Here is a 23,362-nt window from a genome sequence, read left to right on the forward strand (position 1 = left end):
GCAGTCGATGGCAGCCGACGACAGCCGATGACATCGGGGCGACCCGGGGCGACCCGGGGCGGACAAGGGCGGACAAGGGGCGATCCGGGTGGCCGATACCCTAGGGGTGTGACGTTCCCGGTAGTCGGCATGGTCGGCGGTGGCCAGCTCGCTCGTATGACCCACGAGGCAGGCATCCCGCTCGGCATCAGGTTCAAGCTCCTCAGTGACACCCCGCAGGACTCGGCGGCGCAGGTCGTGAGCGAGGTCGTCATCGGCGACCATCGCGATCTGGACACGCTGCGCGCCTTCGCGCGGGGCTGCGATGTGATCACCTTCGATCACGAACACGTTCCCACCGAGCATCTGCGCGCCCTGGAAGCGGACGGGATCCCGGTACGGCCCGGCCCCGACGCCCTGGTGCACGCCCAGGACAAGGGGGTGATGCGCGCCAGGCTGGCCGAGATCGGCGTCCCGTGCCCCCGCAACCGGATCGTGGCCGACCCGCAGGACGTGCTGCGCTTCGCCGCCGAGGGCGACGGCTTCCCGGTCGTCCTGAAGACCGTGCGCGGCGGCTACGACGGCAAGGGCGTCTGGGTCGTCGAGAGCGCCGAGGAGGCCGCCGAACCGTTTCGCGCGGGCGTCCCGGTGCTCGCCGAGGAGAAGGTCGACTTCGTCCGGGAGCTGGCCGCCAATGTCGTCCGCTCCCCGCACGGCCAGGCCGTGGCCTACCCGGTGGTGGAGTCCCGGCAGGTCGGCGGGGTCTGCGACACGGTGATCGCGCCCGCGCCCGAGCTGCCCGAGCGGCGGGCGCTGGCCGCCGAGGAGATGGCCCTGCGGATCGCCAAGGAACTCGGCGTGGTCGGCCATCTCGCGGTCGAGCTGTTCGAGACCCGCGACGGACGGATCCTGGTCAACGAGCTGGCCATGCGCCCGCACAATTCCGGCCACTGGACCCAGGACGGGGCGATCACCTCCCAGTTCGCCAACCATGTCCGGGCGGTGCTGGACCTGCCGCTGGGCGACCCCCGCCCCCGCGCGCCCTGGACGGTCATGGTGAACGTCCTCGGCGGCGACTACCCCGACATGTACTCCGCGTATCTGCACTGCATGGCCCGCGACCCCCGGCTGAAGATCCATATGTACGGCAAGGACGTGAAGCCCGGCCGCAAGGTCGGCCATGTCAACACCTACGGCGACGACCTCGCGGACGTGCTGGAGCGCGCCCGTCACGCAGCCGCCTATCTGAGAGGCACGATCACCGAATGAGCCCTGTCGTTGGCATCGTCATGGGATCCGACTCCGACTGGCCCGTCATGGAGGCCGCCGCCCAGGCGCTGGACGAGTTCGAGATCGGCTACGAGGTCGATGTCGTCTCCGCCCACCGGATGCCCCGCGAGATGATCACCTACGGTGAGCGGGCCGCCGACCGGGGCCTGAAGGTCGTCATCGCCGGGGCCGGGGGCGCCGCCCATCTGCCGGGCATGCTCGCCTCGGTCACCCCGCTGCCGGTGATCGGCGTCCCGGTGCCGCTGAAGTACCTGGACGGCATGGACTCGCTGCTGTCCATCGTGCAGATGCCGGCGGGTGTGCCGGTGGCCACGGTGTCGGTCGCGGGGGCGCGCAACGCCGGGCTGCTCGCCGCCCGCATCCTCGCCACGCACGACGAGGAACTCCTCGGCCGGATGCGGGACTTCCAGCAGGAGCTGAACGACCAGGCCACCGAGAAGGGCAAGCGGCTGCGGGCCAAGACCGAGGGACCGAGCGGCTTCGGTTTCGGGAAGTGACCAGGACATGACCTCTCCGACATCTCCGGCCTCTCCGACCCCAGGCACCCCCGAGACCCCGGTGACCCCCGGCACCCCGGTGACCCCCGGCACCCCGGTGACCCCCGGCACCCCCGAGACCCCCGGCACCGAGGGTGCCCTCTCCGAGGCCCGCGCCCGCGCCCTGCTGCGCGAGTTCCCCGTCGTCGACGGCCACAACGACCTGCCCTGGGCCCTGCGCGAACAGGTCCGCTACGACCTCGACGCCCGGGACATCGCCACCGACCAGTCGGCCCACCTCCACACCGACCTCCCCCGGCTGCGCGAGGGCGGCGTCGGCGCCCAGTACTGGTCGGTGTACGTCCGCGCCGACCAGCCCGACCCGGTCCCCGCGACGCTGGAGCAGATCGACTGCGTACGGCAGTTGCTCGCCCGCTACCCCGAGGACCTCGCCCCCGCCCTCACCGCCGCCGACATGGAGTCCGCCCGGCGCGAGGGCCGTATCGCCTCCCTCATGGGCGCCGAGGGCGGCCACTCCATCGGCTGCTCCCTGGCCACCCTGCGCGCCCTGTACGACCTGGGCGTGCGGTACCTGACCCTCACCCACAACGACAACGTCCCCTGGGCCGACTCGGCGACCGACGCCCCGGGCGTCGGCGGGCTGTCGCCCTTCGGGCACGAGGTCGTCCGGGAGATGAACCGCACCGGCATGCTGGTCGACCTCTCCCATGTGGCGGCGACGACCATGCGGGACGCCCTGGACACCTCCGTGGCGCCGGTGATCTTCTCCCACTCCTCGTCCCGCGCGGTCTGCGACCACCCCCGCAACATCCCCGACGACATCCTCGAACGCCTCCCGGCCAACGGCGGGATGGCGATGGTGACCTTCGTCCCCAAGTTCGTCCTCCAGGCCGCCGTGGACTGGACCGCCGCGGCCGACGACAACATGCGCGCCCACGGCCTCCACCCGCTGGACGGCACCGCCGAGGGCCGCAAGGTGCAGCACGCCTTCGAGGCCGCCCACCCCCGCCCGATCGCCACCGTCGCCACGGTCGCCGACCATCTCGACCACATGCGCGAGATCACTGGCATCGACCACCTCGGCATCGGCGGCGACTACGACGGCACGGCCTTCCTGCCCGACGGCCTCACCGATGTCTCCGGCTACCCCCGGCTGATCGCCGAACTCCTCGACCGCGGCTGGTCCCGCCCCGACCTGGCCAAGCTCACCTGGCAGAACGCGGTCCGGGTGCTCGGCGCGGCCGAGGACGTGGCCCGCGACCTCCAGACCGGGCGCGGCCCCTCCAACGCCACCCTCACCGCCCTCGACACCCCGGCGGGGTGACCCGAACAGCCGCTCCACCAGGAGTACCCGGCGGCTCCGTGCGACGGTGATCGAACAGGCGATCGCGCCTGGCGATCACATCGATGGATTGCGGACGTACGGAGCCGACGATGGCAGACCTCCAGCACGAACTGCACACCACGGCGGAGGTGGGCCGGCTCGCCCCGCTGCCGCCGCCGGAGGCCCCGTACGACACTCCCCCCGCACCGCCCCCGGCGTCGGACAGTGACCGGCTGCTGCTCGCCCGCGCCCTGCTCACCGCCCACCCCGTCGCCGACGGCTACAGCGGACTGCCCTGGGCCCTGCGCCATCTGCCCTGGTACGACCTGGAACTGGGCGAGAACGCCCTCGACACCGATGTCCCCCGGCTGCGGGAGGGCCGGGTGGGTGCCCTGTTCTGCGCCCTGCACCTGCCCGAGGGACTGGCCGCCGACCGCGCGGTGGCCGCCACCCTGGAACAGATCGACCTGGTCCGAACCGTCGTCGCCGGGCACCCCGAGGGCCTGCGGTACGCGCACACCGCCGGCGAGGTCATCGACGCCCGCAACTGCGGCCGGACGGCGGTGCTGCTGGGCCCGGCCGCCGCGGCGGCCCTGGACGACTCGCTGTCACTGCTGCGGATACTGCACGACACCGGCGTCCGGATCATCACCCTCACCGGCACCTCCTGGGCCGGAGAGGCGGGGCTGACCCGGTTCGGCGAGGAGGTCGTCCGGGAGATGAACCGGCTCGGTGTGCTCGCCGACCTCTCCGGCGCCTCGGAACCGGCCGTCCGCCGCGTCCTGGCCTGCTCCAAGGCGCCCGTGGTGTGCACCCGCTCGGCGTCCCGCGCGCTGCGCCCCCACCCCGCGAACCTCCCCGACGACCTGCTGGCCGAGATCGGCGCGGCCCAGGGCCTGGTCATGGTCCCGCTGACGGCGGAGCAGACCGGCCCGACGGTCCGGGACGTCGCCGACCACCTCGACCAGGTCCGCCGGGTGGCCGGCCCGCACGCCGTGGCCCTCTCCGGCACCTACGACGCCGGCACCGCCCACCCCCAGGAACTCCCCGACCCCGCGTCCTACCCCCACCTCATCGCCGAACTCCTGCGCCGCGACTGGCCCCACCCCGACCTCGCCCTGCTGACCTGGGGCAACGTCCAGCGCGTCCTACGCGCCGCCGACACCACCGCCAAGGCCGCCCAGACCCGCCGCGCCCCGTCGACGGCGAGGATCGCGGAACTGGACGGCTGAGCGGACGGCAGGGGTGGGGTACCGCTACGGCGGCTACGGCAGATTGCGGGCCATCACGATCCGCTGCACTTGATTCGTCCCCTCATAAATCTGCGTGATCTTGGCGTCGCGCATCATCCGCTCCACCGGGTAGTCCCGGGTGTAGCCGTAGCCGCCGAGGAGTTGGACGGCGTCCGTGGTGACCTCCATGGCCACGTCGGAGGCGAAGCACTTGGCCGCCGCGCCCTGGAAGGTGAGATCGGCGTCCCCGCGCTCGGATTTCGCCGCCGCCGCGTAGGTGAGCTGGCGGGCCGCCTCGATCTTCATCGCCATGTCGGCCAGCATGAACTGGATGCCCTGGAAGTCGCCGATCGGCTTGCCGAACTGCTTGCGCTCCCTGACATAGCCCTTGGCGTAGTCGAGGGCGCCCTGGGCGATACCGAGGGCCTGGGCGGCGATGGTGATCCGGGTGTGGTCCAGGGTGCGCATCGCGGTGGCGAAGCCGGTGCCCTCGGCGCCGATCATCCGGTCCGCGGGGATCCGGACGTTGTCGAGATAGACCTCGCGGGTCGGGGACCCCTTGATGCCGAGCTTCCTCTCCGGGGCGCCGAAGGAGACCCCCTCGTCCGACTTCTCCACCACGAACGCGGAGATCCCCTTGGAGCGCTTCTCGGGGTCGGTCACGGCCATCACCGTGTAGTACTCGGAGACGCCCGCGTTGGTGATCCAGCGCTTCACGCCGTCGAGGACGTAGTGGTCGCCGTCGCGGACCGCCCTCGTCTTCATCCCGGCCGCGTCCGAGCCCGCGTCCGGCTCGGAGAGACAGTACGAGAACATCCCGTCACCCTTGGCCAGCGGGCCCAGGTACTTCTTCTTCAGATCCTCGGAGCCGGACAGGATCACCGGCAGCGAGCCCAGCTTGTTCACCGCCGGGATCAGGGAGGAGGACGCGCAGACCCGGGCGACCTCCTCGATCACGATCACCGTGGCCAGCGCGTCCGCGCCGGAGCCGCCGTACTCCTCCGGAACGTGCACCGCGTGCAGATCGTTGGCCACCAGCGCGGTCAGCGCCTCCTGCGGGAAGCGGGCCTCCTCGTCCACCGCGGCGGCGAACGGCGCGATCTTCGCCTCGGACAGCGCGCGGACGGCGTCCCGGAGCATGTCGTGCTCCTCGGACGGGCGGTACAGGTCGAAATCAGCCGATCCGGCCACGGTTTCTCACGCTCCAAGGACGACGGTGACGCGGGGGAGAGTCTCTGCAAACTACCGTTAAGTAACCCGAATTTTAGAGGGCCGCCCGGCGCGCGGGTACGTGACCTGGACGACATCGGGAAAACTGCCCGTTGAGGCCGGGCGCGCACCCCCGACTATGCTCGGGCACCGCGCCCGGCGCCGCACCTCGCACCACCCCCCGGCACATACGTTCGCTTCCTGGAGTACCCCATGGCCCTGAGGATCACCGTGATCGGCACCGGCTATCTCGGCGCCACCCATGCCGCGGCCATGGCCGAACTGGGCTTCGAGGTGCTCGGGCTGGATGTGGTCCCGGAGAAGATCGAGATGCTCCGCCGCGGCGAGGTCCCGATGTACGAGCCCGGCCTGGAGGACCTGCTGCGCAAGCATGTCGCCGGGATCGAGGGTGCCACCGGGCGGCTCCGCTTCACCACCGACTACGCCGAGGCCGCCGCCTTCGGGGACATCCACTTCGTCTGTGTGAACACCCCGCAGCGGCACGGCGAGTACGCCTGCGACATGAGCTATGTCGACGCCGCGTTCGCCTCGCTCGCCCCCCATCTCACCGGCCCCGCCCTGGTCGTCGGCAAGTCCACCGTCCCCGTCGGCTCCGCCGAGCGACTCGCCGCCTACCTCGCCGCCCACGCGCCCGCCGGGGCCGCCGCCGAACTGGCCTGGAACCCGGAGTTCCTGCGCGAGGGCTTCGCCGTCCAGGACACCCTGCACCCCGACCGGATCGTCGCCGGGGTGCGCAGCGAGCGCGCCGAGCGGCTGCTGCGCGAGGTCTACGCCGGACCGCTCGCCGACGGCGCCCCCTTCGTCGTCACCGACTTCCCCACCGCCGAACTGGTCAAGACCGCCGCGAACTCCTTCCTGGCCACCAAGATCTCCTTCATCAACGCCATGGCCGAGGTCTGCGAGGCCGCCGACGGCGATGTCGTCCGGCTCGCCGAGGCCATCGGGCACGACGACCGGATCGGCGCCAAGTTCCTGCGGGCCGGCATCGGCTTCGGCGGCGGCTGTCTGCCCAAGGACATCCGCGCCTTCATGGCCCGCGCCGGTGAACTCGGCGCCGACCAGGCACTGACCTTCCTGCGCGAGATCGACTCGATCAATATGCGCCGCCGGGGCCAGATGGTGGAGATGGCCCGCGAGGCGCTCGGCACCGGCTCCTTCCTCGGCACCCGCGTCGCCGTCCTCGGCGCCGCCTTCAAGCCCGACTCCGACGACGTACGCGACTCCCCGGCCCTCAATGTCGCCGGGCAGATCCACCTCCAGGGCGGCCAGGTCACCGTCTACGACCCCAAGGGCATGGCCAACGCCCGGCGGCTGTTCCCGACCCTGGGGTACGCCGACACCGCGCTGGAGGCGGTACGGGGCGCCGATGTCGTCCTGCATCTCACCGAGTGGCGGGAGTTCCGCGAGCTGGACCCGGCGGTGCTCGGCGAGGCCGCCGCCCGCCGGGTCATCCTGGACGGGCGCAACGCCCTCGACCCCCAGGTGTGGCGCAAGGCGGGCTGGACGTACCGGGCGATGGGCCGCCCGACGGCCTGAGACGCCCGGACGGGCGGACGGGGACGCCGGTTCGGCCGAGGCTCAGTCGGCCGAACCGGCGTCCCGACGCATTCTGCCCCACCGGCCCCGGCCCCGGACAGCGAAGACGAACAGGGGTCCGGACGGGCGCCAGGCAGGCACCAGGGGCGTCGACCGCGCCCCCCTCACGCCCCCTTGGCCCGGTAGCGCCGCATCTTCGCGCGCGCCCCGCACACCTGCATCGAGCACCAGCGGCCCCGCCCGGCCGGACTGCGGTCGTAGTACGCCCAGTGGCAGTCGGGCAGTTCGCATGCCTTGAGCCGCTGCCAGGTCCCGGCCGTGACCGCCTCCGCCACCGCCGCCGCGATCCGGGAGAGCAGCGCGCCCCCGTCCCCCGGGATCAGCCGCGCCGAACCGTCCCCGGGGTCGACCGCCACATACAGCGGCGCCCGCGCCAGCAGCGCGCCGAGCGGGGTCACCGGGCGGTGCGGGGGACGACCGGCGTGCGCCAGACAGGTCGCGCGCAGGGATTCGCGCAGCTCACGCGCCTCGTCGAGGTCGGCCTCGGTGAGCTGGAAGGGGGCGCGTCCGGCCGCGCTGTCGAGGGTGTCCGCGCCGGACTCCAGGCTCACCGTGTTCACCAGCGCCTCGATCAGCGCCAGCCCGCCGGGCGCGGCAGATCGCTCCGTCACGCTTGCGAGGTTACCGGCAGTGCGCCATGATGCGGTAACGCAGGCCGTTACCGTAAGACGGCCTGTAGCAGTAACACCACCGACATGGATGATTCGAAGGGGAGGAATCATGGCTCTCGCCACGCTGGGTGCCGTCGTCCTGGACTGTCCCGACCCCCGCGCGCTCGCCGCCTTCTACGCCGGGCTGGTCGGCGGCACGGCCGACGGTGACGGGGACTGGGTGGATCTGCGGCTGCCGGACGGGCGGACCCTCGCCTTCCAGGCCGCGCCGGACCACCGGGCGCCGGAGTGGCCGTCGGGCGGGCGCTCGCAGCAGTTCCATCTGGATCTGACGGTGGCGGACCTGGACGCGGCGGAGTCGGCCGCGCTGGCGCTGGGCGCCAAGCCGCTGGACAGCGCCGAGGGGCGCGGCTGGCGGGTGTACGCGGACCCGGCAGGGCATCCGTTCTGCCTCTGCCGGGCCTGATCAACGCGAGGACCGTGGCCGTCAGTCGGCGGTGACGGTGACCTTCTCGTCGTTCTTCAGCTCGTCCACCAGTTGCTTCACCTTCTCGGTGTCCCACTGGAGGTTGCCGTTGGCCGCGTTCCCGGCCAGCGGCATGTTCATCGAGGTGCCGTCACCGCCGCTGACGCTCTTCATCGCCCAGAACATGCTCGCCAGATCGAACAGGCCCATGTCCTCGTCGACGATCAGCGAGTCCAGGCCGGCGCCCATCGTCGGGTACAGCGTGAAGGGGTTGAGGACCGTGCTCGGCGTGGCCACCTGGCTCGCCAGCGCGGACAGGAACTTCTGCTGGTTCTTGGTGCGGTCGAGGTCGGAACCGGCCAGCGCGTACCGGGTGCGGACGAAGGCGAGCGCCTCCTCGCCGTTCAGGGTCTGCTTGCCCTTCTTGAAGTCCGCGCCCGACTTGGTGTCCTTGATGTCCTGCGGGATGTCCATCTCGACCCCGCCCACCGCGTCCACGATGTTCGCGAACCCGGCGAAGCCGATCTCGACGTAGTGGTCGATGCGCAGCCCGGTGTTCGCCTCCACCGTGCGGACCAGCAGCTCCGGGCCGTCCTCGGCGTAGGCGGCGTTGAGCTTCACCTGGCGGCCGGTGCCCTCGTAGGTCTTGCCGGAGTCGGAGCCGACGAAGGTCGGGATCTCGACGTTCGAGTCACGGGGGAGGGAGACCAGGGTGGAGCCGTTGCTGCCGGTGTGCAGGATCATCATCGAGTCCGTGCGCTTGCCCTCGGCGGAACCGGTGTGCAGGTCCTTCTTCTGCTCATCGGTCATGCCCTCACGGCTGTCGGAGCCGACGATCAGATAGTTGGTGCCCTCGCCCGCCTCCGGGCGGTCGATCACCTTCGACAGATCGACCTCGCGGTTCAGCTTGGAGTCGGCCCAGAAATAGGTGCCCACCGAGGTGACGACGAGGACGGTGACCAGGGTGATCGCGGTCACCTTGATCCGGCGCCGCCAGTCGGGCGCGGGCCGCCCTCCGGCGCCACCGCCACCGCCGTGTCCGCCACCGCCTCCGGCGTTGCCGTAGACCTGGCCGGTGTTGTACCCGCTGTCGTAGGGGTCACCACCGGGTCCGTTCGCGTACGACGGCTGCTGCGGGACGCCGTCGTACGCCTGGGGGTGCGGCGGCTGCTGCGGCTGCTGCGGGGGAGCGGGCGGGTAGCCGCCGGCCCCGGACGGCCCGCGGCGCACCTGGCGCATCACGCGTGCGCCCTCCGGCTGAGCGCTCGCGCTGCCGCCGCCATGGCGGTTGCGGCCTGCGTCGCGGCGGTTGTCGTCGGACCATCCCTGGGGCCAGTCATTCATGGGCCTTAGTGTGCCGTGCGCCACCATGGGGCTCACAAGGTCCGGCGGAAAATCAGAGCGGGGCTGTTGCGAACCCGACACAAAGTCCGCGGTGCGTACCCCGGCATAAAATGGACTGTATGACAGATCAGGCCGGTGCGATTCCCGGCAAGCCGACGTCCGCCTCGCGGACCACCCTCAGCCGGATCATGACCCACAACGACACCAATCTGTTGGGGACCGTGCACGGTGGCGTGATCATGAAGCTGGTGGACGACGCCGCGGGCGCGGTCGCCGGGCGGCACAGCGGCGGGCCCGCGGTGACGGCGTCCATGGACGAGATGGCGTTCCTGGAGCCGGTCCGGGTCGGCGACCTGGTGCATGTGAAGGCGCAGGTCAACTGGACCGGGCGGACGTCCATGGAGGTCGGCGTACGGGTCATGGCCGAGCGGTGGAACGAGTCGACTCCGGCGACGCAGGTGGGGTCGGCGTACCTCGTCTTCGCGGCGGTGGACGCGGACGGGAAGCCTCGGGGGGTGCCGGAGGTGCTGCCGGAGACGGAGCGGGACCGGCGGCGGTACCAGGAGGCGCAGATCCGGCGCACGCACCGGTTGGCTCGGCGCCAGGCCATCCTGGAACTCCGGGAGCGGAGGGCGGCGGAGGGGATGGGGGACTGAGGGATTCATCCCGGGCGCGGGCCGGATGTGGTCGCTCGCGCGGTTCCTCCTCCAGAGGGGGTACTCCCAGCCCCCAGCGCCCCTAGAAGCAGGGCGCTGCCCGGCACCCCGTCGCGCCGGGTTGCGCCACGGCCCGGCCCGTACCCCCACTCACCCGCACGTCACCTCGTCCCCCCGCACCACCGGCTCCTGCGAAGGCGTCGGCGTGTCCGGACGGACCTCGCGCAGGGCGCGGAAGTCGGGGCCCACCGTCACCTTCAGCACCGGCCCCTGCCCCTTCACCGCCCGCAGCTCACTGCCCGGCAGCGCCGCCGCCAGCGACCGCGCCGAGCGGTCCCAGCGCGGGTCGTAGGAGACGACCGTCCGGTCGACCTCCGCCGCCGCGTTCACCGGCTGCCCCGTCGTCCGGAACCCCTGCGCCGCCAGCGCGGTATCGACCCGCCGTCCCAGCCCCGCCGTCCCCGTGCCGTTCTCGACCTGGACCTGGATCCGGTCCGGCGCGACCGGCACCCGTACCGGCGCGGGGGACCGCTTCGCCGGGGCGGGCCCGCTCCGCTTCGACAGCGGCTCGTCCTCGCGCAGCGCCTTGAACAGTTCCTCCGACTTCACCGGGTCCCACTTCAGCGTCGACCCGATGCCCTTCACCGCGTACCCCATCTGACCGATCGGGACCGTGGTGAACTCCGAGGACGAGGGGGAGAAGTTGCGCATCGCGCGGCCGAGGTCCAGCAACTCGTCCGTGCCGAACCCCCGGTCCGCCCGGACCGACCCCAGCACCGCCCGCGTCACATCCCGGAACTTCATCGGGTTCAGCAGCACCCCGGAGGACGTGGCCCGCTCCACCAGCGCCGCCAGGAACCGCTGCTGGCGGCCCATCCGGCCCAGGTCCGACGCCCCGTCCACATGCCGCGCCCGGACGAACTGGAGCGCCTGCCCGCCGGTCATCTCATGCCGGCCGGCCGGGAGATTCAGCCCCGTATAGGTGTCCTTCATCGGCTCGGCCGTGCAGATCTCCACCCCGCCCAGCACATCCACCGTCTTCATGAAGCTGGTGAAGTCGACCTCCAGGTAGTGGTCGATCTTCACCTTCGTCATGTGCTCCACCGTCCGGACCGTCAGCTGCGGCCCGCCCTCCGCGTAGGCCGCGTTCAGCTTGACCGGGTGTGCCGCGTGCCGCTTCCCGGTCGTCTCGTCGGTGTGCGCGGGCAGTTCGGCGTACGAGTCGCGCGGCAGGCTCACCACGCTCGCCCGCTCCCGGTCCTCCGAGATGTGCACGATCATGATCGTGTCGGTGCAGTGGCAGGGGGCGCCGCCCAGCCGGTATCTGCGCCGCTCGGCCTCGGAGATCTTCTCCCGGCCGTCCGTGCCGACCATCAGCACATTCATGCCGTGCCCGGCGCGCGGCCGGTTCTTCATGTCCTTGAAGGGGTCCACGCGGTCGATGTCCGCGTCCAGACCGGTCATCACCGCGTGCCCGATCCCGGCGGACGCCAGCACCACCACCGACAGGGTGGTCACCGCCCGCATGGCCCAGCGGGGCCGCCGCCTGGGCCGTACGGCGGAGCGCGCGGGCTGCCGGTCCTCCGCCGTGTCCGGGCGGGGGCGGCGCTGCGGCACGGGCCGCTGCGCACGGCGCCGGGGACCGGCGGGCGACCGGGGTGGCGTGCTGGGCATGGGGGACACCTCCGGCGGAGCCTGGGCGGCCGGCCTGTCGGGATCGGGGGCCCGTCGGGATGCAGGGCCCGGCCGTGAGCACCGTAGGCCCATACGATCTGCGACCCGGTGCAGCGCACCCGGCGGCGCGCAAACGTGTCCCCCGTTCGCGGTAACGCGCGCACTGATGAACGACCCGGCCGGGATGCGGCTCCCGGCCGTTTCCGGGATCATGCCGGTCCTCGACCCGGCCGCACCCCCGCCGCCCGGCGGGGCTCACCGGGGGCTGACGTTCCCGCTCACCAGGTGTAGTTCGGATTCACCCGCATACAGGCGCTGTCGTCCGCCCCGTTGAGCGGGTTCGCGGTGTCCGGCATGGAGTCGTCCGCCTCGGGGGCCTCGTACCGGGTGCCCTCGCGCCAGTCCGCGCCGACCACCAGGGTGACCCCGGAGACCTCCGTGCTCTTCTCCACCGCGTCCGCCGGGACGCCCAGCGCCTCGGCCACCCGGAGGGCGTCGCCCTCCAGATCGGCGCTCGGGTAGCGCACCACGGTCCGCTCCTCGCTCAGCGCGGACGACCGGTCGGCGAACGCCTCCTCGAAGCCGTCCTCCACCAGCAGCCCCGCCACCGTGCTCGCCCGCCCCGACGCCGGTCCCAGCGTGTCCGTCCGGGTCCCGTTCTGCACCTGGACGGCGATCTCGGCGTCCTCGGCGGCCGGGTCGGAGGGCTCCGCGGGCTTCGTGGGCCCGGCCTTGGCGGGCGTCTTCGGCTCGTCCTTGCCGTCCAGCGCGATGTCCTCCCGCACCAGCCGGAACAGTTGCTCGGCGTCCTCGGTGGGCTCGACCCGGGCGCCCACGTACCGGTTGGGCATCGTCGTCATGGTGATCCGCGCCGGCTCGACCTTGCGCAGCTCGTTGCTGAGGTCGTACAGCTTCTTCACCGTGTCCAGGCCCTCGTCGACGGTGAGTGCCCGGGTGGCCTCCTCGACCAGCCGGCGCAGCTTGTTGGGGCTGGTCAGGGTGGCGTTGGCGCGCAGCTCGCGGACCATCGAGTTCATGTACATGTGCTGGGCCTTGGCGCGGGCCAGATCGCTGCCGTCCTCGAAGCCGTAGCGGGTGCGCAGCCACTCCAGGGCCTGCTCACCCTGGATCGCGGTGGTGCCCTTCTCCAGCTTCAGCCCGGAGCCCTTGCCGTCGCTGGTGCGGGAGAGGATGTTGGCGTCCACGCACACCGGGACCCCGCCGATCGCGTCGGCCATGCTCACCACCCCGGCGAAGTCGACCATCATGAAGTGGTCGATATGGATCCCGGTCAGCTCCTGCCAGGTCGCCACCGCACACCCCGGACCGCCGTGCCCGAGGCTCCGGTTGGTCATCACCCGGCCGTCGCTCGCCGGGTACACCGTCCCGTCGTCGGGGTCGGTGCACTTCGGTATCTCCACCAGGGTGTCCCGGGGCATGCTGATCACCGACATGTTGGTGCGGTCCGCCGACAGATGCAGCAGCATCTGCACATCGGCCAGCGGCGCCGCCCCGAAGGTCTCCCTGGCGCCGCCCAGCTCCTGGTTCTCCTCGGAGTCCCGGGCGTCCGAGCCGATCAGCAGAATGTTCAGCGGGGTCTGCCCGGCGGCGTTCGGGGTGGGCGCGGCGACCTTGCTGTCCCCGAGATTGAGATGGTCCTTGCGGAGATTGTCGTTGAGCCGCTCGTAGTAGAGGTATCCGGCGCCCGCCGCGCCGAGCACGGCGAGGGCGAGCCCGGCGGCGGCCCACTTCAGGATCCGGCGCCGACGGCGCCGGGGCGGAGCCCCACGCCCCTCCTCGGACCCGGCCTCGGTCTCCTCCACCTCGGTGTCGACATCGGTGTCGGTGTCGGTGTCGGTGTCGGCCCCGGAAACGTTGTCGGTGTCGGTTTCGGTGTCGGTTCCGGCGGTGCGCCGGGCGCGCGTGAGCGTGCCCTCCCCTCGCACACGGTGCTGCGTCATTGTGTCCGTCCTCCCCCACCCCTGCGCGGTACGGGGATCAAGGACCCGAGGCCGGACCACGAGGTCCACGGCTCTACAGGTCTACACCAGAACAGCTGCGATCTTTTCGAGCGGGCCCCGGGCGGGCAACCCCTGCCTGAGTGACGTGTGTCACCAGCGATAAGGCGCGTACACCTCCATGCACGGGGTGTCGTCGGAACCGTTGAGGGCGTCGGCGGTGTCGGGGACGTCCCCGGCCTCCGGCGCGGCCTGCCGCGGATACGCCGCGCCCTCCCGCCAGTCGGCGCCGACGACCAGCGTGACCCCCGAGACCTCGGTGGACCGCTTGACCGAACTCAGCGGAATCCCCAGCGCCTCGGCCACCCGCTGCGCGTCCCCCTCCAACTCCGCGCTCGGATACGACACCACGGTGCGCTCCTGCGCCAGCGACCCCGAGGAATCGGCCGCCGCCCGTACGAACCCGGCCCCCACCAGTTCCTGCGCGACGGCCCCGGCCCGCCCGGGAACGGCGGCCTCACTCCCGGAGCGGGTCCCGTTGCGCACCTGGACGCCGATCTCGGCGTCGGGCGCGGAGGGCTCCACGGCGACCGCTTCCGAGTTCTCCTTCTTCCCCTTCTTCTTCTCCTCCTTGCCGTTGCTGTCGAAGGGGACGTCGTCGCGGAGCATCGTCCACATGGTCTCGGCGTCGGCGGTGTCGGGGACGACATGGTTGGAGTCCTGGGGGTCCTGGACGTTGGGCATGGTCGTCATGGTGATGCGGTCGGTCGGTACGGTCTTGAGCTGCATCCCGAGGTCGTAGAGCTTCTTGGGCGAGCCGATCTCCTCGGAGACCGCCAGCGACTCGGTGGCCGCCTCGGCGAGCTGGGTCAGCCGGCCGCCGTCGGTGAAGACGCTCTGCTGCTTGAGGGTGCGGATCATGGAGTTGAGGTACATGTGCTGGGCGCGGGCGCGCAGCAGATCACTGCCCCAGGCGTGCCGGGTGCGCAGCCACTGGAGGGCCTGCTCGCCCTGCACCTTCTTGCGTCCGGCGGTCATCTTCAGCCCGGAGCCGCCCTTCATCCCGGGCAGCGGACGGTCCCAGACGTTCTGCCGGACGCAGACCTCCACCCCGCCGATGGCGTCCGCCATGCTGACGACCCCGGCGAAGTCGATGGTCATCCAGTGGTCGATATAGACGCCGGTGAGGTTCTCCCAGGTGGCGAGGGTGCAGCCGGCGCCGCCGCGGCCCAGGGACTCATTGATGATGGCGTTGGTCGCCGGATAGGTCGTGCCGGTCTTGGGGTCCTTGCACTCGGGTATGTCGACCCGGGTGTCACGGGGGATGGTGACCACGGCCGCGCTCTTGCGGTCGGCGGAGAGATGGATCAGCATCTGGACGTCGCCGAGCGGCGGACTGTCCCGGTTGTCCCGGCTGCCGCCGAGCGCCACATTGGCGTTGGAGGCGCGGCTGTCGGAGCCGATGAGCAGGATGTTGAGGGGCGTCTGCCCGGCCGCGTTGGGGGCGGTGCGCTCGGCCTTGGAGTCACCGCTGCTGCGCTCGCCCTTCTCCAGATTGCCGCTGAGGTGCTGGTAGTAGAGATACCCGGCACCGGCGGTACCGAGGATGACGACCGCGAGGGTACTGGCCGACCAGCGGATCAGCCGACGCCCGGTTCCGGAGCGCCGCGAGCGGACGATCCGGGGCCGCAGCGGCATGGTGTCCTCCACGCGGCTTCCCTCTGCGGGCGCGTCCCCCCGCACACTGCTCCCGCTCACGTCCCCGTCCTTCCCCACCCGGGCCGACCCGCCGACACCGGTGGGTTACCTGTCAGACCCACGAGACCGGCCGGTGGTTGGCCACGCCCGAGCAAAATTCACACACGGGAGCGGCAGAAGGGAACGTTCGGGCAACGCAGGGGGCCCTTCAGTGACGCATGGCACCGGGCCGAGCCAAGGCTTCTCGACGGGCGCACGGCCTGAGCGTCGCCGGGCCGAGCCAAGGCTTTCGGTGGCCGCATGGCCTGATCGCCGGGCTGGTCCAAGACTTTCAGGGCCGCATGGGCTGAGCGTCGCCGGGCTGAGCCAAGGCTTTCAGGGCCGCATGGGCTGAGCGTCGCCGGGCTGGTCCAAGGCTTTCAGGGCCGCATGGGCTGAGCGTCGCCGGGCTGGGCCCAGGCTTTTAGGGGCGCGGGGAACTGCGCGACCAGCCCCCACCCACCCGCACCCAACCGACAACGCCCCCCGGTGAATCAGCTAGCGCACTTCTCCTGATCCGCCGTCGACTTCTCCACCTCAGGCGCCTTCGCCGCCCCCGTGACCGGCGTCCCCGCCCCCTTGAAGTCCTCCCCGAGAATCAACGTCATCGCCGGCAACCCCTGAGAGTTGGCCACACTCTCCCCCGGCTTCAGCGCGGTCCCCGGCAGCCCCATGATCTCCGCCAGCGCCCGCGCCTCGTCCGCCTGGTCCGGCGCGTACTCCAGACTCGTCTTCGGCTGGTCCGCATCCGCGTTGCCGACCTGCTCGGACTTGACGACCCCCTCCTCGGTCTGGAGCCAGGTCAGCGTCTGCTGCGCCGCCCCGTCACCGCCCCCGCCGTTGAGGATCCGCACCCGCACCTCCGACGGATCGGCCTTCGTGCCCTCCAGCCGCTTCGCCGCCTCGGCCGCCGCCGCGTCCTTCTTCTCCTCCTCCTGCTTCTTCACCTCGGTGAAGGAGACATCGCCGTTGATGGCGTCGAACACCTCGGGCGCCTTGGTCTCGTCCACGACGACCGTCGCCTTGACCACCTCGGCCGGATTGTCGATCACCGGCACGGTGGTGAAGGTGATGTTCTTCGGGGGCACCTTCTTCAGCTCCAGCGCCACATCCGTCAGCGTGGACACCTTGCCGATACCGGTGTCCACGGTCAGCGCGTCGGTCGCCGCCTCGGCGAGGGAGAGCAGCTTGCTCGGGCTGGTCAGGGTGTCGCTGGAGGACATCTTCCGCATCAGCGACCCCAGGAACTGCTGCTGCACCTTGATCCGGTCCAGATCGCCCTGGTTGCCCCAGCTGTGCCGGGTCCGGACGAACGCGAGCGCCTGCTCACCCTCGATGACCGACGTACCCTCGGGCAGCTTCAGCTTGGAGTCGGGGTCGTCGACCGCCTCCTCCACACACACCTCGACCCCGTCCACCGCCGTGGTCAGTGTCTTGATCGCGTTGAAGTCGGCCATCATGAAGTGGTCCGGCTTTATCCCGGTGACCGCCTCGACGGTCCGCATGGTGCACCCGGCGTCCCGGCCCGCCTGACCCAGGCTGGTGTTGAACCGGACCCCGGTCTCGCCCGGCACCACCGTCTCGGTGCCGTCCTCCTGCTTGGTCGCGCAGTCCGGGATGTCCACGATCAGATCGCGCGGAATGCTGAGCGCGGTCGCGTTCGTCCGGTCCTTGGAGACATGCAGCAGGATCGTGGTGTCGGCGTGGCCCTCGCTGCCGGTGTCGCCGTAGCCGTCGTTGCCCTCACCGGTGCGCTTGTCCGTACCGAGGAGCAGGATGTTGAACGCCTCGTCCTTGGAGAAGCTGCTGGAGCCCGCGTCACCGACATCGGTCGTACTGACGTTGCCTTCCAGATGCCTCAGATACAGATAGCCGCCGACACCGGCCGCCACCAGGACGAAGGCCATCGTGCCGCCGGTCCACACCAGCGCCTTCTTCGCCCTGTTCTTCTTCGCCGGGCGCCGCCCGCGCCGGCCGGGCGGCGGCTCCTCGGGAGCGCTACGACGCCGGCGCGGGCCGGGAACGTCCCGTCCGGGTGAGGTACGTCCCGGAGCCTGACGGGTCTCGCTCGCACCGGACGCGCCCTGGCCCGACCGGGCCGGAGCGGATCCGGAGCGGCTGCCCCGCGCCTCCTTGGCGGTGCCGCCGCCACCCGGCGCCGGCGCCTTTCGGGAACGCGGCGGTCTGCCCGATCCGCGTTGCCCGGGAACCGGTGACTGCGGTGCGGAAGGACTCAGTCGCAGTTCGTATTCACCGGTGTTCGGATTGAGCACCCACTGGTCTGCGGGATCGACATTCTCCGCCCGCCCACGGCCTTGCGCGTCCACGGTTGTCCGAATCCTCCGTCGGGGCCACGCGGCGCCTTCCCCCTCAAAGGCGCTCGGGTCTCGTACACACAGTGCGCGACACCACGACGTCCGCGGGTCGAGTACACACCGAAGCGCTCACACTATCCGCCCAGTTCAGCGTCCAGCGACGGCGGCCCGAAATTGGTTGTCCCTACAACTGGGCAATCCGGCCCATTTCTTTGAACACTCGTACGCCCGCTTGGGATCCGCTTTACCCGGGCGGCCCGGAAACCTCAGGAACAGCCGTCCCGGGCGGCGGTGTCACCCCGGAAAGTGGGCGCGGCGGACGCGTCCCGCGAGGGCTTCTTGTCCGCCTTGTCGGATTTCCCGGGTTTCCCTGGTTGCCCGAGTTTCCCCAGTTTCCCTGGTTTCCCGGATTTCCGGGATGTCCGGGATTCCCCGCCGGGGGTCACCGCGACCGGCGTGTCCATGCGCAGACGTTCGAAGAGTCGCTCGGCGGCGGGCTCCACGAGCTGATCGCGATTGGCGTTGCCCGCGTACGACTCTCGCGGCACCGTGAGGAATTGAACACGTTCGGTGGGGATGTCCCGCAGTCCTCGAACGAGCGCGTACAGACTCCGCAGACTGGCCAGTCCCGGGTCGGTGGTGAGGGACGAGGTCGCGGCGTCCAGCACCGGATAGAGCTTCGCCGGATTCAGCAGTACGCCATTGCCGCGCACCTTCTTCACCAGGGCCGCCAGGAAGCGCTGCTGCCGGTCCATCCGGTCGGTGTCGCTGCCGTCCCCGAGCGACTTGCGGACCCGGACGTAACCGAGGGCCTGTTCCCCGTCGAGCGTCACCCGGCCCGCGGGCAGCCGGAGTTTGGCGTCCTCGTCGTGAATGGGCTTCGCCAGGCAGATCTCCACCCCGTCGAGGGCGTCCACGATGTCCTTGAATCCGCTGAAGTCGACGACGAGATGGTGGTCGATCCGGATGTCCGTCAGCTTTTCCACGGTCCGGATCGTGCACGCCGAACCCCCGGTCTCGAAGGCGTGGTTGAACATCGCGAACACCGGCGCGCTGCGCCCGCCGTCCCGGTCGCGGCAGGAGGGGACGTCCACCATCAGATCCCGGGGGATCGACACGGCCGTGGCGCTGTTCCGCCCGGCGGGCAGATGCAGCAGGATCGCGGTGTCCGAGCGCTCGGTGCCGTCGTCCTGCCCGTAGCGCCGATTGCCCTCCCCGGAGCGGGAGTCGGAGCCGAGGACCAGCAGATTCTGGGCGCCCTTCACCAGTGCGGTGGGGCGCTCCTTCTCGTACCGGGCCAGTTCCCGGGCGGCGGCCTCGTCGGCGGTGATGTTGCCGTTCAGCTTCAGATAGACGCCCCATCCGACGCCCGCCCCGGCCAGCAGCAGCCCCACGCCCCCGAGCGCGCCCGCGCGCACCCAGCGCCGGCGCCGCCGTCGGCGTACCCCGGCCCCGACGGCCGAGGCCCCGCCACCCTCGTCTGACCCGCCACCCACCACACACCCCCTACGACCGACTCGCTGCGCCTACGACGATGCCGGGGGAGGGCGACGGGGGCGCCCCGGGGAGGACCGAACGGGTGACGGCGGCGGGGCGGTTGCCGGGGTGACGGCGCCGGGGGAGCCGGTATCCGTGCCTGGCGGGGTGACGGCATAGGGGGGAGCCCCTACCCGCACCTACCAGGGTGACGGCAGCGGAGCCCGTACCCACGCCCACCGGGTGACGGCGTCGAGGGAGCCCGCGCCTACCGGGGCGTCCGTACGATCTCGGTCACCCGCTCGCTCTCCGCCCGCGCCGCCAGCGCGTCCTCGGTCAGCCGCTCCAGGTTCCGGCACAGCACCACCGACCCCCCGCTGGCCAGCGCCGCGTAGAGCCCCGCGCTCACCCCGTCCCAGGTGTCGTACGGCAGCCCGGACAGCACCCGCGAGCCCGGCCCGGTGAAACCGAACCCCGCCGCGTCGCCCCGGGCCCGCTCGACCACCTCCGCGCCGCTCAACTCCGCGCCCGCCACGATCAGCGCGGGTTCCTCCGGATCGACCGGCGCGTACGGGACGAACCGGTCGCCGAAGGTCGGGACGTCCACCGCGTAGTCCGCGTAGCCGTCCGGGGGGCCCGGCACGAACCGGCGTCCCAGCGGCGCCAGCGACAGCGCGTACCGCTCCCCCCGGCACGCGAGCCCCGCCTCGAACGCCCCCGGCCCGGCCACCACATGGTCCGCCCGCCCGGCGTCCCCGCCCAGGTCGGCGAGCACGCCCACCGAGGAACAGGCCACCAGCCACACCGCCGTCTGCCAGTGCGCGGGCAGCAGCAGCGCCACCCGCTCACCCGGCTGAGCGGACAGTCCGTCCTGGAGCAGATTCGACGTCTTGGCCACCCAATTGGCGAAGGTGGCGACGGACAATTCCACGCGCTCGCCCGTGGCATCGTCGTAGAAGGTCACCAGCGGGCGGGCCGGATCCGCGGCCAGCGCGGAACGCAGCAGGTCGGCAGGGGTGCGATCGGTGGAGTTCACCCGGGCAAGCGTACGCGCGCACCGCCCGCCGCCCGGAACGTCCGGGTCACCGGTTCGGCGCAGCGGCACCCGACGCCCCCTCAGTTCCGCGATGGACAGATTTGCACCGTGATGTCCACGATCAGATGCATGCGTGGATACCTTGCCTCCGCCATCGGCGTCACCTGTATGGCCGCCCTCGCCCTCCCGACGACCCTCCCCGAGGCCGCGGCGGCCCCCGGTCACCCCGGGTCCGCCACCGACACGGCCACCACTGCCCGCGCCACCGGAACCACCGGAACCACCAGCACCAGCGGCACCAGCGGCACCAGCGGAGCCACCGGCACTACCGGAACCACCGGCACCACCGGTATCCCGGGCAGTACGGAGTCGCTCCCCCTCGGCCCCCTCTCCCGGGACCGCGCCCTCGGCGCCACCCTCCAGGGACTGCCCGTCCAGGACGTCCGGCACTTCTCCCTCCTCGGCGTCATCTGGGACGACCCCGACGCCGAACTCCACGGCACCGTCCAGGTCCGCACCCGCTCCGCCCTCACCGGCGACTGGTCCGGCTGGCAGGACCTGGAGACCCACAACGCCGAACACGCCGCCGACCCCGACACCGCCGAGCGCTCCTCGCCCCGCCTCCGGGGCGCGACGGCCCCGCTGTGGGTGGGGGAGTCGGACGGCGTCGAGGTCCGCGTCCAGGCACAGGCGGAGGAGTCCGCCACGTCCGCCACGTCCGCCGAGCCGGGTGGCGACGGCGCCCGCTCCGGCACCGAGCCGGTCCTCCCGGCGGGCCTGCGGATCGAACTGATCGACCCGGGAGTGGCGGACGGCCCCCAGTCGGCCACCCCGCCGACGGCCTCCGGCACCCCCGCCGCTCCCGCCGAGCCCCTGGAGCTCCCGGCCCTCACCCGCGCCGAGACGGAACGCGAACTGGCCCTCGCCTCCCCGGGCGCCACCTCCCAGGGCGCCACTTCCCCGGGCACCGCCGCCGCGGCCGGCGCCCCCCAGGCCAAGCCCTACATCGGCCCGCGCCCGAAGATCGTCACCCGCAAGGGCTGGGGCGCGGACGAGAGCCTGCGCGAGAAGAGCTTCCTCTACACGAAGAAGGTCAAGGCCGCCTTCGTCCACCACACCGCCACCGGCAACAACTACAAGTGCTCCCAGGCGTCCTCCGTCATTCGCGGTATCTACCGCTACCACGTGTGGAGCATGGGCTGGCGGGACATCGGCTACAACTTCCTCGTCGACAAATGCGGAAACCTCTACGAGGGCCGGGCCGGCGGTGTGGCGAAGCCGGTGCTGGGCGCGCACACCCTCGGTTTCAACACCGACAGCATGGGGATCGCCGTCATCGGCACCTACAGCTCCACCAAGCCCACCGCGTCCGCGGTCACCGCGGTCGCCCGGCTCAGCGCCTGGAAACTGGGCATCTGGGGAGCCAATCCGAAGGGAACGACGTCTCTCAAGTCGGGTGGTGGCAATCTCTATGCAAAGGGTAAGAATGTGCGACTGAATGTGATCTCCGGACACCGGGACGGTTTCGCCACGAACTGCCCCGGCGGCCAGCTCTACGGCAAACTCGGCACCGCCCGTACCGACGCGGCACGCCTGCAAGGGCGTTGAGCCGGCCGTAGGGCCTCGGGGGAGGGGCTGCGACAACCCTCCGCACCACCCGTCTGCATACACTGACCGGCCGAATGACAGTTCGGCCGGTCCCGGCAGGAAGCAGAGACGACAGGTGACGGAAGCGATCCTTCTGGTCGGCGGCAAGGGCACCCGGCTGCGCCCGCTCACGGTGCACACGCCCAAGCCGATGGTCAGAGCGGCGGGGGTGCCGTTTCTCACGCATCAGCTGGCACGGGCCCGCGCGGCGGGCGTGGAGCACATCGTGCTCGCCACGTCCTATCTGGCGGAGGTCTTCGAACCGCACTTCGGCGACGGCTCGTCGCTCGGACTGCACCTGGAGTACGTCACGGAGGACGAGCCGCTCGGCACGGGCGGCGCCATCCGCAATGTGGCGTCCCGCCTCCACTCGGCCCCGGACGAACCGGTCCTTGTCTTCAACGGCGACATCCTGACCGGCCTGAACATCCGCGCCCTGGTCGACACCCATGAACGCGCGGGCGCGGATGTCTCCCTGCACCTCACCCAGGTCACCGATCCCCGGGCCTACGGTCTGGTCCCCACGGACGAGACGGGCCGGGTGACGGCGTTCCTGGAGAAGCCGCAGACACCGGAGGAGATCGTCACCGACCAGATCAACGCGGGGGCGTATGTCTTCCGCCGCTCGGTCATCGACACGATCCCGGCGGGCCGCCCGGTGTCGGTCGAGCGCGAGACGTTCCCCGGGCTCCTCGCCGCCGGGGCCCATCTCCAGGGCATGGTCGACTCCACATACTGGCTGGACCTCGGCACCCCGGCGGCGTTCGTGCGCGGTTCGGCGGACCTGGTGCTGGGCCGGGCCCCGTCCCCGGCGGTCCCGGGCCGCACCGGTGACCGTCTCATCCTCCCCACGGCCAGGGTCGCCCCCGACGCCAAGCTCACCGGCGGCACGGTGGTGGGGGAGGGCGCGCTGGTGGCCAGGGGCGCGCGGGTCGTCGGCTCCACGATCCTGCCCGGCGCGGTGATCGAGCCCGGCGCGGTCATCACGGACTCCCTGATCGGCACGGGCGCGCGGGTAGGCGAGCGCTCCATACTCACCGGCACGGTCATCGGCGACGGAGCGTTCGTCGGCCCCGACAACGAACTCCAGTCAGGCGCCAGAGTCTGGTGCGACGCCCAGATCCCCCGGGGCGCCCTCCGCTTCTCCTCGGACCAGTAACCCCACAGCGCCCCCCCACGCCCCTTGCCTTCAGGGGCGCTGGGGCACCCCTCCAGGGACGCGGGGAACTGCGCACTCAACCACAGCGCTCCCGCACCCACTCCACTCGGCCGACCACCCACCCCTTCAGGGGCG

At 71.6% G+C, this 23,362-nt stretch carries 18 protein-coding genes; 9 read left to right on the forward strand and 9 right to left on the reverse strand.

Annotation, left to right across the window (positions count from 1 at the left end):
- Positions 1-108: 108 nt before the first annotated feature.
- From ABZX40_RS19910 to ABZX40_RS19925, 4 genes are all read left to right on the forward strand, one after another.
- Positions 109-1,248 carry a 5-(carboxyamino)imidazole ribonucleotide synthase gene (locus tag ABZX40_RS19910; protein WP_355739396.1) on the forward strand — a complete coding sequence of 380 codons (1,140 nt, stop codon included), beginning with the start codon at positions 109-111 and terminating at the stop codon, positions 1,246-1,248.
- Positions 1,245-1,766 (forward strand): 5-(carboxyamino)imidazole ribonucleotide mutase, encoded by a 522-nt coding sequence (gene purE / locus ABZX40_RS19915; RefSeq protein ID WP_355739393.1) that lies wholly within the window; start codon positions 1,245-1,247, stop codon positions 1,764-1,766. Before ABZX40_RS19910 ends, purE begins: the two co-directional genes overlap by 4 nt.
- 7 nt (positions 1,767-1,773) lie before the next feature.
- Entirely contained in the window at positions 1,774-3,090 is a 1,317-nt protein-coding gene (locus ABZX40_RS19920; protein ID WP_355739390.1) for a membrane dipeptidase, read from the forward strand.
- A gap of 110 nt (positions 3,091-3,200) precedes the next feature.
- Positions 3,201-4,322 (forward strand): dipeptidase, encoded by a 1,122-nt coding sequence (locus ABZX40_RS19925; RefSeq protein ID WP_355739387.1) that lies wholly within the window; start codon positions 3,201-3,203, stop codon positions 4,320-4,322.
- A gap of 33 nt (positions 4,323-4,355) precedes the next feature.
- Here the strand turns inward: ABZX40_RS19925 and ABZX40_RS19930 are convergent, their stop codons facing one another.
- Positions 4,356-5,513: an acyl-CoA dehydrogenase family protein gene (locus tag ABZX40_RS19930; protein ID WP_355739384.1), complete on the reverse strand. Its 1,158-nt coding sequence runs from the start codon at positions 5,511-5,513 to the stop codon at positions 4,356-4,358.
- A 231-nt stretch (positions 5,514-5,744) separates the two neighbouring features.
- Here ABZX40_RS19930 and ABZX40_RS19935 point away from each other — a divergent pair, with 231 nt between their 5' ends.
- On the forward strand, positions 5,745-7,088 hold the full coding sequence (locus tag ABZX40_RS19935; RefSeq protein WP_355739381.1) for a UDP-glucose/GDP-mannose dehydrogenase family protein: 1,344 nt from the start codon (positions 5,745-5,747) through the stop codon (positions 7,086-7,088).
- A gap of 164 nt (positions 7,089-7,252) precedes the next feature.
- Here the strand turns inward: ABZX40_RS19935 and ABZX40_RS19940 are convergent, their stop codons facing one another.
- A complete protein-coding gene (locus tag ABZX40_RS19940) occupies positions 7,253-7,759 on the reverse strand; it encodes a CGNR zinc finger domain-containing protein (RefSeq protein ID WP_355739378.1) in 507 nt (168 codons plus the stop codon).
- 109 nt (positions 7,760-7,868) lie between these two features.
- Between ABZX40_RS19940 and ABZX40_RS19945 the strand changes: the two genes are divergently transcribed.
- Positions 7,869-8,225 (forward strand): VOC family protein, encoded by a 357-nt coding sequence (locus ABZX40_RS19945; RefSeq protein ID WP_355739375.1) that lies wholly within the window; start codon positions 7,869-7,871, stop codon positions 8,223-8,225.
- Between the two features lie 21 nt (positions 8,226-8,246).
- On the opposite strand, the gene ABZX40_RS19950 is transcribed toward ABZX40_RS19945, so the two are convergent.
- The gene (locus ABZX40_RS19950) at positions 8,247-9,569 is read right to left on the reverse strand and encodes an LCP family protein (protein WP_355739372.1); all 1,323 of its coding nucleotides are present in this window, start codon (positions 9,567-9,569) and stop codon (positions 8,247-8,249) included.
- A 110-nt stretch (positions 9,570-9,679) separates the two neighbouring features.
- Here ABZX40_RS19950 and ABZX40_RS19955 point away from each other — a divergent pair, with 110 nt between their 5' ends.
- Positions 9,680-10,225, forward strand: coding sequence for an acyl-CoA thioesterase (locus ABZX40_RS19955; RefSeq protein ID WP_355739369.1), 546 nt, complete (start codon positions 9,680-9,682; stop codon positions 10,223-10,225).
- A gap of 150 nt (positions 10,226-10,375) precedes the next feature.
- Here ABZX40_RS19955 and ABZX40_RS19960 read toward each other — a convergent pair whose 3' ends face one another.
- The 6 genes from ABZX40_RS19960 to ABZX40_RS19985 form a co-directional block, all read right to left on the reverse strand.
- Positions 10,376-11,899, reverse strand: coding sequence for an LCP family protein (locus ABZX40_RS19960; RefSeq protein WP_355739366.1), 1,524 nt, complete (start codon positions 11,897-11,899; stop codon positions 10,376-10,378).
- 278 nt (positions 11,900-12,177) lie between these two features.
- A complete protein-coding gene (locus tag ABZX40_RS19965) occupies positions 12,178-13,860 on the reverse strand; it encodes an LCP family protein (protein WP_355739364.1) in 1,683 nt (560 codons plus the stop codon).
- Between the two features lie 150 nt (positions 13,861-14,010).
- Complete coding sequence (locus ABZX40_RS19970) at positions 14,011-15,555, reverse strand: LCP family protein (protein WP_355739701.1); 1,545 nt, start codon at positions 15,553-15,555, stop codon at positions 14,011-14,013.
- A 533-nt stretch (positions 15,556-16,088) separates the two neighbouring features.
- On the reverse strand, positions 16,089-17,921 hold the full coding sequence (locus ABZX40_RS19975) for an LCP family protein (protein WP_355739361.1): 1,833 nt from the start codon (positions 17,919-17,921) through the stop codon (positions 16,089-16,091).
- Positions 17,922-18,175: 254 nt separating this feature from the next.
- Positions 18,176-19,405 (reverse strand): LCP family protein, encoded by a 1,230-nt coding sequence (locus ABZX40_RS19980; RefSeq protein ID WP_355739358.1) that lies wholly within the window; start codon positions 19,403-19,405, stop codon positions 18,176-18,178.
- Between the two features lie 248 nt (positions 19,406-19,653).
- A complete protein-coding gene (locus ABZX40_RS19985; RefSeq protein ID WP_355739356.1) occupies positions 19,654-20,421 on the reverse strand; it encodes a TIGR03089 family protein in 768 nt (255 codons plus the stop codon).
- A gap of 129 nt (positions 20,422-20,550) precedes the next feature.
- Here ABZX40_RS19985 and ABZX40_RS19990 point away from each other — a divergent pair, with 129 nt between their 5' ends.
- Positions 20,551-22,029 (forward strand): peptidoglycan recognition protein, encoded by a 1,479-nt coding sequence (locus ABZX40_RS19990; RefSeq protein WP_355739354.1) that lies wholly within the window; start codon positions 20,551-20,553, stop codon positions 22,027-22,029.
- Positions 22,030-22,144: 115 nt separating this feature from the next.
- Positions 22,145-23,227, forward strand: a complete 1,083-nt coding sequence (locus ABZX40_RS19995; RefSeq protein WP_355739352.1) for an NDP-sugar synthase — start codon at positions 22,145-22,147, stop codon at positions 23,225-23,227.
- Positions 23,228-23,362 lie beyond the last annotated feature (135 nt).

Origin of the sequence: Streptomyces sp. NPDC004610 (genome assembly GCF_040609715.1) — a bacterium.
Classification (GTDB): Bacteria; Actinomycetota; Actinomycetes; order Streptomycetales; family Streptomycetaceae; genus Streptomyces.